This window comes from Segatella salivae F0493 (assembly GCF_000477535.1).
In the GTDB taxonomy this organism is placed as follows: Bacteria; Bacteroidota; Bacteroidia; order Bacteroidales; family Bacteroidaceae; genus Prevotella; species Prevotella salivae.
The window spans coordinates 41,643-55,735 of record NZ_AWGW01000027.1 but is presented as its reverse complement, the minus strand read 5'-3'; the positions used below and the strand labels follow the sequence as shown (position 1 = coordinate 55,735).

Annotated in this window: 11 protein-coding genes; 3 read left to right on the top strand and 8 right to left on the bottom strand. The window is 42.0% G+C overall.

Annotated elements, in window-relative coordinates:
- Positions 1-40 precede the first annotated feature (40 nt).
- The gene (locus HMPREF9145_RS09665; protein WP_021826202.1) at positions 41-1,240 is read right to left on the bottom strand and encodes an imelysin family protein; all 1,200 of its coding nucleotides are present in this window, start codon (positions 1,238-1,240) and stop codon (positions 41-43) included.
- 85 nt (positions 1,241-1,325) lie between these two features.
- On the bottom strand, positions 1,326-2,630 hold the full coding sequence (locus tag HMPREF9145_RS09660; protein ID WP_021826155.1) for a hypothetical protein: 1,305 nt from the start codon (positions 2,628-2,630) through the stop codon (positions 1,326-1,328).
- A gap of 327 nt (positions 2,631-2,957) precedes the next feature.
- Here HMPREF9145_RS09660 and fldA point away from each other — a divergent pair, with 327 nt between their 5' ends.
- Together fldA and HMPREF9145_RS09650 are read left to right on the top strand one after the other, a co-directional pair.
- Entirely contained in the window at positions 2,958-3,461 is a 504-nt protein-coding gene (gene fldA, locus HMPREF9145_RS09655; RefSeq protein ID WP_036907322.1) for a flavodoxin FldA, read from the top strand.
- Between the two features lie 11 nt (positions 3,462-3,472).
- Entirely contained in the window at positions 3,473-3,817 is a 345-nt protein-coding gene (locus tag HMPREF9145_RS09650; RefSeq protein ID WP_007135368.1) for a DUF2023 family protein, read from the top strand.
- A gap of 820 nt (positions 3,818-4,637) precedes the next feature.
- Here HMPREF9145_RS09650 and HMPREF9145_RS09645 read toward each other — a convergent pair.
- Complete coding sequence (locus HMPREF9145_RS09645) at positions 4,638-5,189, bottom strand: porin family protein (RefSeq protein WP_021826201.1); 552 nt, start codon at positions 5,187-5,189, stop codon at positions 4,638-4,640.
- A gap of 341 nt (positions 5,190-5,530) precedes the next feature.
- On the bottom strand, positions 5,531-6,643 hold the full coding sequence (locus HMPREF9145_RS09640) for a glycosyltransferase (RefSeq protein ID WP_021826210.1): 1,113 nt from the start codon (positions 6,641-6,643) through the stop codon (positions 5,531-5,533).
- A 72-nt stretch (positions 6,644-6,715) separates the two neighbouring features.
- On the opposite strand from HMPREF9145_RS09640, the gene HMPREF9145_RS09635 reads away from it, so the two are divergent.
- Positions 6,716-8,155 (top strand): lipopolysaccharide biosynthesis protein, encoded by a 1,440-nt coding sequence (locus HMPREF9145_RS09635; protein ID WP_021826212.1) that lies wholly within the window; start codon positions 6,716-6,718, stop codon positions 8,153-8,155.
- A 133-nt stretch (positions 8,156-8,288) separates the two neighbouring features.
- On the opposite strand, the gene HMPREF9145_RS09630 is transcribed toward HMPREF9145_RS09635, so the two are convergent.
- From HMPREF9145_RS09630 to HMPREF9145_RS09615, 4 genes are all read right to left on the bottom strand, one after another.
- Entirely contained in the window at positions 8,289-9,236 is a 948-nt protein-coding gene (locus tag HMPREF9145_RS09630; RefSeq protein WP_021826157.1) for a glycosyltransferase family 2 protein, read from the bottom strand.
- Between the two features lie 6 nt (positions 9,237-9,242).
- On the bottom strand, positions 9,243-10,595 hold the full coding sequence (locus HMPREF9145_RS09625; RefSeq protein ID WP_021826142.1) for a DUF6080 domain-containing protein: 1,353 nt from the start codon (positions 10,593-10,595) through the stop codon (positions 9,243-9,245).
- A gap of 493 nt (positions 10,596-11,088) precedes the next feature.
- Entirely contained in the window at positions 11,089-11,748 is a 660-nt protein-coding gene (locus HMPREF9145_RS09620; RefSeq protein ID WP_021826187.1) for an ABC transporter ATP-binding protein, read from the bottom strand.
- 4 nt (positions 11,749-11,752) lie between these two features.
- Entirely contained in the window at positions 11,753-13,891 is a 2,139-nt protein-coding gene (locus HMPREF9145_RS09615; protein ID WP_021826206.1) for a cation:proton antiporter, read from the bottom strand.
- Between the last annotated feature and the right edge of the window lie 202 nt (positions 13,892-14,093).

The window sequence follows — 14,093 nt, the reverse complement described above, 5'->3', positions numbered from 1 at the left end:
TGTCCGTATTACTTAGCGTCTGCCTCGGCAGAACTATCGTTTACTTATTGTTTTTGCCTATAAAGTCAGAGGCAGCAGTAAGTGCATCGTTCAGTTCTTTACATGCTTTGATTGCATTTGCGCACTGAGGATCCTTGATATTCTTAACGAATGGCACCTTGATTGCAGCGATTTGCTTCAATGCATTGGCTATAGCGTCTTCAACACGCTTACCAGTTGCAGCGTCATACTTCTTGAAATAGTTGCTGAAACTATATTGACTGCGCTTGCCTTGTACGCCACCATACCATACGTTTTCAATGCTATGGATGTTGTTTTGGAAGTCAGTTAGAGAGTTATAGCTATAAGGTGACTCGATATAACTTTCGTCTTTACCAGAGAATGGGTTATTAATCTTGGTATTACCAACCTCATCTGCAATACCAGCAGCACTATTATCACCACTCAATACTGAGCTAACAGCGATTTTAACTGTTGCATATTGGCTGTTAACTGGGTCGCCGGCATGCTTCATTTCATAGCCATACGAGTTACCTTTATCGGTAGTATAGCTCGTTTCCAACTCGTCAAGAACATCCTTATGTGCCTTAGTTGCATTCTCATTCCATGAGCATTCAAGACGATAAACGCTATTACGTAGGTCTTCAGCTACGGCTTTTGCATACTCAAGTTCTTGCGCTCCAGTGAAGATAGTGAAGTTGTTTGTACCATCATTATAGGTATCATGTCCATTCAGTTCAGCTGCTTTACGAGGTTGTCCGTCGCGGAAGAGGATGAATTCTATGCCATGGAAGCCGAGAATACTTTGGTCAGAGATCTTATATTTCTTATCAGCCTTGATATAGTTATAAAGTGATTGCAAATCGAGAGGCCATGAATCGATGTGTGGGTCGATAAGGAAGTGAGAGGCAGCACCAAGCAAGAAGGCCTCACTACGCTCGTAGTTACCGCGTGCTTCGAGGAAAGTCTTGCACACATCATTTACTTGTTGCTGTGTGATTGAACCCGGTTGAAGGGCTTCTAACTCTTTATAGAGCTTCTCACTCTCGTCAGCTAACGCCTTATATGTAGGGTTTACTGTGTTGTCTACATAGCTACTGAGTACTTGTTGAAGGTACTTGTCGCCCGCACTAAGCTCTCCTGACGGTTTAACATCATCGTCACTACTGCATGAAGTCATGCTCGTAGTCAGTGAACAAGCCATGGCAAATAGCATGGCATACTTGAAAATTTTCTTCATTTGTTTTTATTTTAAGTTAAGATTCCTTGTTATTCTTATCTAAATAGGTATATACCTACTTTATGATTCTTATCTTTTCTCATCCTTAAAGGAAGAAACCTTCGTAGGCAACTCCAAGAGAAACCGATGGCTCATTATTGTAAGCACTCTTCAAGAAGCGGTGAGAGTATTCGCCTTTCACTACGATTTGTTTGATTGGATAATAGTTGAAACCAAATGCAATGCGATTCTTTTCGGTATAAGGATACCTCAGTTGTGTGCCACTTGCCTTGTAAGAATTGTAATATTCGTAACGACCGAAGAGGTAAAAATGCTGTTGATCTTGACGAAGTTTAGCGATTTGAGAGAACAAATCCCAACCGGCTTCAATACCAGTAGCCATAGCTGTCTTGCTAACGGGGTCTGGATTGAATGGAGAAATCTTGGTTTGTCTTCCAGGAAGTAGCTGTACATGTTCTGCATCTCCTAAGTGTCCATAGTCAAAGCTACCACGAACTATCCAATTGAAACGATTGAATGTAAAGTCAATAGAGCCGATAGAAACGGCACCTTTGAGTTTAGAAGCTTTACCATTTGCATCGCGACCCAATGAATTATCAATGCTATGACCATAATATCCGCTTACACCGAGGCGCAAACCTGGTATAGAATAGTTGTCAATACGTAGGGCAACAGCATATTTATTGGCTGGTTCAAACTCGAAAGCAGAGCTTGCTCCCTTCTGAATCCAATTGTCACGACTAAAACTTAAGGCATTCAATCCAGCCAAGAATTGTAGTTGATACTTCCAATCTTGACCTACATGACCCCACAAACTAATACCCGTCTGGTGCCAAGTACAAGGAAGTATTGTTGCTTCTCCCTCTGGACGATAAACTGTAAAGAAGTTAAGTGGCTCATGATAAGCATTAGTCAAGCCAATAGGTACAACGATATGGCCGGCACGTAGATTGAACATGCGAGAGAAACTCTTTTGAATCCAAAACTGTTCCAACTCTACTTCTCCACCTTTCTCTACCTCGTGTTCCCATTCTCCGCTTTCTTCGTACTCCTTTTCATAGGCACTTCCGCTGCCACCATGCTCAAATTCAATCTCTGATCCCATAGTCCAGCCCTTGCCAAAGTCGTAACCTAAGTAGATTACTGCATGGGGAATATCAAACTTTCCATGACTCGGATCCTTCTTATATTTAGCAGCTTGGCTGTATTTATAAGGGTTATCACTGAAGAACTCGCGTGTATAGCCTACCTCACCATAGCCTCCTACGCTGAGTTTGTTACCCTTTACGTGGTTCATTACGGAATCAATGGCATTGACTTGTGCATGGGATTGCAATGTCAATCCTGCTAAAAGCACACCTGCCATTAGTCGAAACTTACAACTTTTCATTTATCTTTATTAATGTTTCTGTTCCTTTTATAATGAAAAGTGCAGACTATCTAATTGTGAACCCAGTCTCAAGAATCAGAAAAATGCCGAAAAACGGAATTCTCTTCTTTATGAATGATCCGGGAAAACAATTACCACTGCACTTATTCGACTGCAAAGTTATGAAATAATACGAGTGTATTCAATACCTAAAAATAGTGAAAATATCAAATCGTGTTTTTCATTCTTTTTAGGTATTGCACGGCATTCAAAAAGCAATTACTTTTGCAACCGAAACATATTAAACTCGAAAATGCTCTCGGGCATAATCAAAGAAAGGAATTAAAAATGAATAAAACTTGTGTGATTTACGGTTCATCAACCGGTACATGCCAAGACCTGGCTTCTCGTATTGCTTCTAAACTCGGTGTAGACAGCGCTGACGTATTTGATGTTTCTAAGGTATCTGCTGATCAGCTTGGTGCTTATCAAAACTTCATTCTTGGCACTTCAACTTGGGGAGCAGGTGATATGCAGGACGATTGGTTTGATGGTGTGAAGACATTAAAAGAGGCAGGACTCAGTGGAAAGACTGTAGCCATCTTTGGTTGTGGTGATTCTGAGAGCTACAGTGATACCTTCTGCAGCGGTATGAACGAGCTTTTCAACGCCGTAAAAGAGGCAGGTGCCAAGGTCGTTGGCCAGGTTTCTACAGATGGTTACACCTATGATGACTCTGAAGCTGTTGTTGATGATCACTTCGTTGGACTCGCTCTTGATGAGGTAAATGAGGATGATAAGACCGACGAAAGAATCGATGCATGGGTTAAAGAGATTCAACCTGAACTTTAATTCAATTGAAAATGCTACAGACTGAGGCTGTACCGACTGACTTAAGAGTGCTTTCCGAGCACATCTATCAATACAAGAAAGGTGTTAGAAACATGGTTCTTTACACCTTTCCTGAACGCTATCAACAGCAAGCAATCGGTAAACTTGAGCGCCAAGGGATTGATTATCTCATCCAGCCTGTAGGCAATAGACGCATTAATCTGTTCTTCGGAAGGAAGGAATGTATGGATGCTTTGCGAACGTTTGCAGGCCGTCCACTCAATAAACTCACGCCCGAAGAGGACTTCATTCTCGGCACATTGCTCGGTTATGACCTATGCAGTCAGTGCGAACGCTATTGCAAACGCAAGGCCTAAGCGCCTTGTTTATTTCAAAAGACTATAGTAACGATAGCGCTTGTCAACTTGAGAAAGCCCGACAAGGCCGTCATACAAGATATTAATTACCATTATCAATAAGAATAATCTTGTTCGCTACATAGATTTCATAATGTTTTTGTATAAAAGTAAAAGGGTTGTCGCGAGACAACTCTTTTTTCATTTTATGATGTCGAATGAAAGGAAACAAGAGGAAAAATGAATTATCATATAATTCAACAAAGCTGAAAAAATAACGGCAATAAAATCAAATTGTTTTATGCTTTGATAGAAATACGCGCATATTTTGAATCTTTCATAGTGCTATGACTACCAATATCTTATGACGATTTGGGGTTCATTAGCCTCCTTTTTTCATCGTTTTCCGTTGTGATATGACGCAAACAAGAGGCTAAAATGACGCAGATTACAAGGTGATATGGGGCAAATGCTGCTGCGTTTTGATAGGTTTCGTGATGCAAAATGTGGCATTTTGTATCATAAACTGCTGTTTTTCATGTGTTAACAAGCTTTTTCTTAACTTATTTCCTCCCACAAACGGCTCTCTTTTCTCTATTTGGTGAGGTCGTGAAGTGTTAAAAAACGGGATATAAAGTTTACAAAATAATAGTGTTTTCCATATCATCTGTTTTCCCACCGGAGCTTACATCATGTTATGTTTCCTATGAAATGAAAGCTTCAGGTGCAAAGCTTCATGTTGAGATTCACACCTTCTAATAAACGAAAAAGAGTAAAAGGAGCCCGCTTTTACCAAGCTTTGGCCCCTTTTACTCTTTTATTTCTTTATGTAATTATCAGCTTACAGCTCGAACTTATAACCTAATGTAAACTGGAATACGCTGTTCTTTGTGTTAACACCTTTGGCAATATTTGTTACACCGAAGTTGTAACGACCATCAAGAACGAAGTTGTTGTACTCGTAAGACAAACCAACTGGGATAGAAAGATCAAAGGTATTTGCTTTTAATTTGTCTTTAGCAACGCAGAAACCTGGCTGAACACCGAGCTTAACTGCAAGGTTTTTAACTACATAAACGTTAGCAACTACAGGAATGTTCAAGTAGCTTGGCGCCCAAGTTACAGAAGCTTTACCTAAAACAGGCAAGTCAACTGTCTGCTTATTACCCTGACTTGAGTAGAGAAGTCCTACTGCAATAGAGTAGATATCGCCTAATTGATATTCAGCTTCTGCACCAGCTGCCACACCAATTCTTGTGTCACCATGCGTCTTTGTGACATTAGAAACATTGAGACCCACCTTAGGTTGAATCGTCAATGCACCTACTTCGTGCTGTGCAAACATTGAAACAGATGAGAGCAACATAACAGCTGCCAATACAATCTTCTTCATAATTTTACCTTTTTAAATTTATATTTGATAATCTTTTCACTGTAAAAGCAGTGAGTTTTTTTATATTTTAGTCCTGATTACACTTGCAAAGATATGGTTTAAAAACATAATTTCAAAACTTTTCTTACTTATTTTTCGTTATGCTCTCTTTTTCTTTACTTTATGAGTTCTATTTCGTTCATAAATGATACGTATTTGGTGATGAAATCATAACAACGATATGCGCTTCGTTTTCCATTCTTTTTGTAATCTTTTCTCACACAAAGTTTTTTATCTTATCCACGAAAGCATCTTTCTTATCCCTATTGTTTATGAGCAAAAGTGTATTACATTCTTCCCTTTTATGCCTTGAAGGCTTGCGCATAAAGCCTCTCATAACCTTCACGCATGCTACGCATTGAAAAATGTTTTTCAGCAAATTGTCGTGCGATTGTCTGTATTTCGTGTCGATTGATGACGGGCAATACATTGTTAAACAGGTGCATATAGGTGTTTAAATCATTATGTTCCACACGCAGAGGCCAGTCATTTGGCAGTGTTTCATGCAGTCCTGGACACGCATTTATGATAGCCGGCAGTCCGTTGAAATTAGCTTCCAATGCAAGAATACTTAACCCTTCATGGCGCGAAGGCATAAGCAGGAAGTCGAAAGAAGCCAGAAATGAGGCCAAATTAAATAGGGGTTCGCAAATCGAAACATTAGTAAATCCACCCAATTCTGCCGTTAATAATGACGCCAAAGAACCTCCGCCAATGACATGAAAATGATAGATGGCACTGTCTTTTTGGCTTTTTATAATCTCAATCAGCGTGTCAATGCCCTTTTGTTCCTCAAATCTTCCAGCGAAAAGAATATTGATTTTCCCGGCTTTTAGTTGGGAATAAGGTTGCTGTTTGACGGGAGCCACACCATTATATATAATAGGTGGGCTGTCATGATAATGCTCTTGATAATTTGATTTGACGGCTTCTGAGATAGCAATATTGGCATTTTGCCGAATGAAAAAGGCCTCTATGCACCGTCCTGTGCGTTGCATGCCTGTCCAAAGTCGGGTGTTATGAATCGTTCTTACTATCTTACAACGCTTTAATGCCCATGGAAACAAACGAAAAAAACAATAGATTGACAGGTCGGGCATCTCGGTATGACTATGCAAAACCTGTGGTTTATATTTCAAAAAGAGCCATAAAAACCACAACGGAAAGGTCAAAGCAGCCAATCGTTCGAATAGATAGTGGAAATGAATCTCAGGAATCCAGCCCCTATGATAAGTGATATTGTGGTCTCGAAGCTCCTTTATGAGCACGTCTGTAAAGTCACTATGCGCCCTAATGAGTTCCACAACATGATACGCTATGCCTTCCGTTGGCGACTCAGCGATATTGATTGCAACCCGTTCTGCGCCTCCAACATCGAGGTGAGAGATAATATGAAAGACTATCTTTCGATGCATATTGCAAAATTAATGCTTTTCTTTTGAACTTCAATCAAATAGTCGTAATTTTGCGATTAAAACGAAATTAAAATGGCAGAGAACTTGAAAGAGAAGACCATTAAAGGGCTTTTCTGGGGTGCAATGAATAGTGGCACGACGCAATTACTTAACTTAGTCATTGGAATCTCACTCGGACGACTCATCGGTCCAGCTGAATATGGCATTGTTGGCGTGCTAAACATCTTCACGTTGATAGCGGGTAACCTGCAGAGTAGTGGCTTTTCACAAGGCTTAGTGAATCTAAAGTCGCCGCAAGCCAGCGATTATAATTCTGTCTTTTGGTTCAATATTCTCTCCAGTTTCGGCATTTACGCGGTGCTTTTCTTTGCTTCTCCGCTCATTGCGGCATACGTTCATGACCCTAATATGACAAAGCTTGCGCGCTTTGTCTTCTTGAGTTTCGTCATATCTTCATTCGGAATAGCCCACAATGCCTATATGACGAAGAACATGATGAATAGAGAACTCGCCATTGTTGGCGCCATTGCGCTCGTTTGTTCGGGCGGAGTTGCCATCACGTTAGCCTTTTTAGGCTTCTCCTATTGGAGCTTGGCATGGCAACAAATCATCTATATTGCGGTGTTGAATCTTGGTCGTTATTACTTCGTTTCATGGCATCCATCCCTCCATTTCACGTTCGAGCCCGTCAAACGCATGTTTAACTTCAGTGTGAAAGTACTCATTACAAACATCGTTAACACTGTAAGCAATAACATATTAACCTTGATTTTCGGTGGACTTTACCCCTTAAAGGTCGTCGGAGACTATTCCCAAGCCAACAAATGGAACACAATGGCCAACTCGTTTGTAGCCAATGCAGTCGGTCAAGTGGCTCAACCCGTGTTGGCTTCTGTAAATGAAGAGCGCGGAAGAGAAGTCAGAGTGTTTCGCAAGATGATGCGTTTCACGGCCTTTTTATCGTTCCCTGCCATGTTCGGCTTAGCCATTGTGTCACGTGAATTCATTCTCATCACCATCAAAGAAAAATGGATTGACGCCATTCCTCTATTGCAAATGCTTTGCATTGGCGGTGCTTTCGTGCCGTTTTATACCATGTATCAGAATGTAGCTTTAAGCAATGGACGCTCTGATATATATATGCGTTGCAACGTGATTCAAATCATCTTGCAACTTGCAATCATTGCTTTCTGCTATCGTTTAGGAATCAATGCCATGATAATGTTCTATACATTGTTCACGATTGCATGGCTTTTGGTGTGGCAATATGCCGCTCATCGCATCATCGGAATACGCTTATGGGAAGTCATCAAGGATGTAGTGCCAACGATGTTTGTAGCTGCTGGCGTCATGATTCTCACCTATTTTGCCACTGCTTTCATTTCTTCCTTACTCTTGTTACTGCTTGCTCGCATCATTGTTGCCACCTTATTATATATAGGAGTGACTAAGATGTTACACATGGAAATATTGGAAGAGGCTATCATCTGGCTGAAAAAGAAACGCAAATAACCGCTATCATGCCTTTCAAATCAAAAGAAACGATAGGCTAAACATACATCATTGAAGCTTCGTTGGCCATAAAGCAGGAGTAGATGTGCACTATCCTATGATGAGAAAGCATCGTCATCAATCGGTCATTTCCTTAACACCACTCCCACATCTTTCTGTAAACGCGATACAATATGTCGCTAATCTTTAAGGGAAGCCATGTGATCATAGCCCGCAAAAACATTCTGTTTCTACGCTTCAATGGCTTGAAAGAGCAGTAGGTTGCTATCTCGTTGGCTCGCATTCCATTTCTCATTGCATCACGATACATGTTTAACAAGCCCATGTCGAGGGCCTGATGATAGCGTCCTTCCACATCATTCCGTCTGTAGAAATCAATCACAACAGCATTTGCTTTGACCATAGAGATGAGACTACGACGTGAGATTTGGTGGGTGTAGGAAGTGATATTGTCTATCCGATAGCCATAAACGAGGGCATCAGTTGTCGTGAAACGAGCTGTAAAAAAGGCACGAGCAATGACCGTATAGTCCTCACAATAGTTGATGCCTGACTTGAAATCAATGCCTTGTTCCTGTAAAAAGGCACGACGATAGAGGCGTGCCCACAGGTTGTTTTTCACCTTGTTTTGACATAACAACAGGCTAACATAACGCTCACGAGGCATAGTTGGGGGAAGATTTACAGCCCCTTCGCTATGGTTTTCATACGTGGTATATGCGCCAGTTACTATGTCATAGTTTCCTGTTTGCATGGTTTCGACAAGAGCAGACACGGCATGTGGTGGCATGACATCATCACTATCGGCGTGCATAATGGCTTCACCTGTGGCATGCTCAAATGCAGTTTGCCGCGCAGCCCCTACCCCTTTGTTCTGTTCGTGGCGTATAATCTTCACCTGATTTGCCCGCTCTGGGAATGCAGTCAGCACCTCTTTCAACACCGAAATACTGTTATCGGGCGAACAATCATCTACAAAAATATACTCTAAGTCACGATAATCCTGCCCAAAAAGTGACTGTGCACATTCGGCGATATAGGCCTCAACAGCATAAACAGGAACGAGAATTGAAACTTTCATAGGCTGTTAGTGTAACATGAAATGAATGAAAAGCTGCCCATTATGAACCAACATGAAGACGCAAATCAATAGGAGCAGAACGCGCAAAGCCCTTTGTAGAGAAGGCCATTGCAGACGTTTCAGCAGATAGGCAGCAGCAATAGGCAAGATGAAAGCCCAGTGGGCAGCCATGATATAGACTTCGTTCAGTCCAAAACCAAGCACTAAGTGCAACACCATATCAAGCCCAAACCACGATAAGCAGAGTTGCATGAAGCGCAACCGAAAGGCCGTGACAAGGCCACCTACAAGGAATAACATCATCACTACACTGACAACATAACACCATGTGTTATGATAGGCCACGAAAATAGGGCGTTCTTTATTGACATCTTGCAGTAAATGGTCTTCGTGAAGCATGAAAGACTCGCCAAAAAGGTTTTCAATGATGCTGTGACCGCGTGATAATTGTGTGTCAGTCCAACGGAAAGAGTCTCCCTTAGTGATAGCATTGGCTTGAAGATGTCTGTTCTTTTCGGCCTGCTCTGCATAGGTTTTACGAAACGTTGCGTCTTTCTTCAGTCGCTCATTCACCGTGTGTGTGCGTCGCTGTTGTTCGGGTTTCTGCACCCATTCGTTAAAAGCCATATAAGAAACGCCCAATAACAACATCGGCAACACTATGGAAATGGCAAACGATTTAGGGCTAAAAAAACGCTTTCCGTTGGCAAACCACGCTGCAAGTCCTATCTTTACGCAGTTGGTTGTTGTCACTCCAGTGGATAAAAAGAGCAGAATGGCGGTTTTCCATGCCGCTAATGGTCGGCGCTCACACATCGCTTTACCGGCAACATAGAGTGTAAACAGCAAGAAAAACAACGATAAAGCAAAGTGATCGGGCGCCACAACAGCGACCATAATGTGTGCAAACGTTAGAAAGAATGCCGTGAGTAACAAGCTATCTTGATAGCCAATGCCCACTATTTCGCGTAAGATTCTGAATAGAAATAACGTGGAATAAAGCGATAAAATGATGAGTACGGCTGCCCAAATAAACACGGCACAGTTCATGCCTGTTAGCCCCATGAGCCATTGATTGACTTGCGTGAGGGGATAGATGAAGACAGAAAGCAACGGATGTCGCTCCAAACTATAAAGTGGACGCCATTCAGAGAGCGTGATATATGTAAAAGGATCGTAGCCCGAAAGGCCGAAATCCTTCATAAAATGCATGTAATATCCGCCCTTAAGTGCATGAGTAAACTCCTCAAAGTGTTGTGAAATAGCAAGGGCGTTTAAGCCAATCAAATAGAGAAAGACGACCAAAGCAGGCCATCGTTCGTCTTTTCTGATGCGGAATAGGCATAGTGGATTTCTCATCGTTTGCGGTTGTTATAACTGCAAATGTACGCATAATTTATCACATTTCGGCATGATAGGTGGACAAAACGCAGCCTCATCATAAAGCAGATAGAGTGATAAGCGATTGTCAGTAAAATGGATGAATGACATAAAATGCGAGGAGAGGTTTTGTCATTCCAGAAATACCAGTCCATGATTTGCATCATTTCGTCGCGTAATCTCTGTCATTTCACCGCGTGAAATGCGTCAAATTACCCAGTCGTTTGCGTCAAATCATTGGGTGAAATGATGCAAATGATGAGGTGAGGTGATTTCTCCCACATTATTCTTCCGTGATGAAGGCAGGAGAATGGGGCACGAAATGTATCTTGATGTCTATTAGAATGGCTTGTAAACTATTGATTATCAGGAAACAAACCTTATAAGAACATCCCTTCTAATCATTCTTTTTTGGAGCTAACAAAGACCTATTCTATTCATACACGAAACCATTCCATCGGCAGTATCGCTTTTATTCATCTCCTAAAATCTCACCATCTTTCATGTGAATGGTACGGTCTGTGATAGCCGCTAAGCCCTCATCATGGGTTACAATGACGAAAGTTTGGCCGAATTTATCACGTAAATCGAAGAAAAGTTGATGCAGTTCGGCTTTGTTTTTGCTATCAAGACTGCCCGAAGGTTCGTCAGCTAAGATAACAGCGGGCTTGTTAACAAGAGCTCGAGCCACAGCAACACGCTGCTTTTCTCCACCAGAAAGTTCGGCAGGTTTATGGTTTGCACGGTCTGAAAGCCCCATAAACTCAAGCAATTCCAAGGCACGTTGTTTCGCTTCACTATTGCTTTTACCGGCGATATAGGCTGGAATCATGACATTTTCTAAGGCAGTAAACTCAGGAAGAAGCTGGTGAAATTGGAACACAAAGCCTATATGTTGGTTGCGAAAATCGCTGAGTTTGCGCGTTGAAAGCTTGTTTACATCGATTCCATCAAGGCAGATTGTACCAGAATCAGGCTTATCCAAGGTGCCAATAATTTGCAGAAGAGTCGTTTTTCCGGCTCCCGATGGTCCGACAATACTAACGACTTCGCCTTTGTTTATATGCAAGTTGATGTCTTTTAGCACTTGAAGATTACCGAAACTCTTTGTAATATTTTTGATGTCAATCATTGTTTTATTTGTTTTTAGATAACATTTTGCGACGCTTGTCAATCCATCTTGCGAGCGATTCCCATGCACTTCGTTCCTCCGTATGTTGCGATTGAGAGTATGTCATGACTTCTTGATCGCCGTATTGATCGGGGAAAATGATGACCAAGTTCTTGCCATTGAAATAGCGTTGGATTTCATCGGGCAGATATTCTAATGCATTTTTATAAGAGACGGTGCCCTTTCGAGCAGTCACAATGACGAAAAGATGGTCGTCGGCCACATCATTTGCCAGCTTAGGAAGCTCGTTCCAATGGTCCATATTGCTGTAATCGGCACGCACTTGTGGGTGTCGATTCTTGATATATTCATTCACTAAGGAAAGCGTTTCGGTGCGTCCGTGGAACTGAATGCGGCACTCTAAGTTACCCGCTATACGCGATAAGCGTTCTAACCAGCGGTAGAATCCGGGCTCAAATTCAGCGCGTGAGGGCACCGCTACTTGGATTCTGCGAATCGTGTTGAGTGGTTGTGCGAGACGAGCTATCGTGATTTGTTGGTTCAATCCGTTAAATAAGCTCTGATGAAACTCGCCCCAAAACTTCGTGGATACTTCCTTATGAGTGTGCATTCCGATAAGAATCTCGGTGGCTTGGAACTCTTTAAAGGCATGTTTAATGCCGTTAGCGATGTTGGCAGCAATGCGAGTTTGCGTTTGAATCTGTATGTCAGAACCAGCACAATACTGTGTCATCTGTTCGAGAAGTCGGTTTCCTTGTTCCATGTTTCGGTGCATATGCTCTCCGTCATAGACTACATTCAGGGCGACAAGCCCTCGTGTTTGCTTTCGGTTTAGCATGAGAATAGCCATGTTCATGAGTCGTTCTGCGTACTCAGGATACTTCACTGGAACGAGTATTCGCTGGTCGTTTGCCTTACGATGTGCCTCTACTGGCAACTCCTTGTCACGTAGAATGATGCGCTGAGCAGACTGTTCTGTGATGACACTTGATATGATACAAGTGAACAAAATCATAACAATGACGGCATTAAGCATTTGTGCACTGACCAAAGGGGCACCGTCTTCGCCTAACAAATTCATGCCAACCATCACCATAGCAATGGCTCCTGCCGCATGAGCCGACGTCATTCCAAACATCATGTGGCCTGAACTTATTGGCATTCTAAAGCCAAAACATGCCGCGTATGCCGCGATTGCTTTTCCCAATGTGCCAAAAAGCGTGATACAGATAACGGCCCAAAGGATGCCACCGCCAGTGAAAAGGAGCCGCACATTGATAAGCATTCCGACACCAATCAAGAAGTATGGGATGAAAACTGCATTGCCAATAAACTCCAATCTGTTCTTTAATGGTGAGACAGAAGGGATGTATCGGTTGAGGATTAAGCCTGAAAGAAAGGCGCCAAAGATGCCTTCTAATCCGATGGCAGCACTCAAAGCAGCGCACAAAAAGAGTGAAGCCAGGACGAAAATAAACTGCATTACGGCGTCACTATAACGTCGAAGGAACCACCGAGTGAGGCGAGGCAGCAGGAAAATAGCAGCTGCACAATAGATAACGAACTTTGAAACAAAGAACAACCAAAAGCCAATGCTTCCCTCACCTTTATTAGATGCGACGATAGCTGCTAACATAATAAGGGAGAAAATCAATGAAATGATGCTCGAACCCACACTTAATGTGACGCTGGGTTTACGCTGAAGACCATACCGACTGACGATAGGGTAAGCGACAAGCGTATTACTTGCCATGATACAACCTAACAGAAGAGAAGCTGTAATGCCGTAATTGAGCAGATGAATCCCCATGAAGTAGGTCAGCAGTAAAGGCACTGTGAAAGTCAATAAGGCGAAAATGAGCAAACGATTCCTATTCTTTCGGATGCTCTCCATATCCATTTCGAGGGCTGCAAGGAACATAATGTAGTAGAGACCTACACGTCCAAAGAGCTCAAAAGAGTTATCCCTTACGAGAATGTTTAAGCCATATTTGCCGACAACTACCCCCGCAAGTACCATCCCAATGATATGAGGGATGCGCAGTTTTCCCATGATAATCGGTGCAAGAAGGATTATCAGTAACACCACAAAGAATGTAAGCGTGGGGTCAGTAATGGGAAAGTATTGGGCAAGGTGTATCATATTCTTGGGCAAAGTTACACAAAAAAAAGAAAAATACCACACTTGATATCGGGTAAAGTGAGTTTTATGCGCTCATAAGTTAAATGTAGTCTCATCATGTTCTCAGGCTTTCCATGCTGTAATCAACCTTTTTTACTTTTTTATTCTCATCCTTTTTTGCTTTTCACAAATATGTGTTAACTTTGCAATATGATGTTTGTTA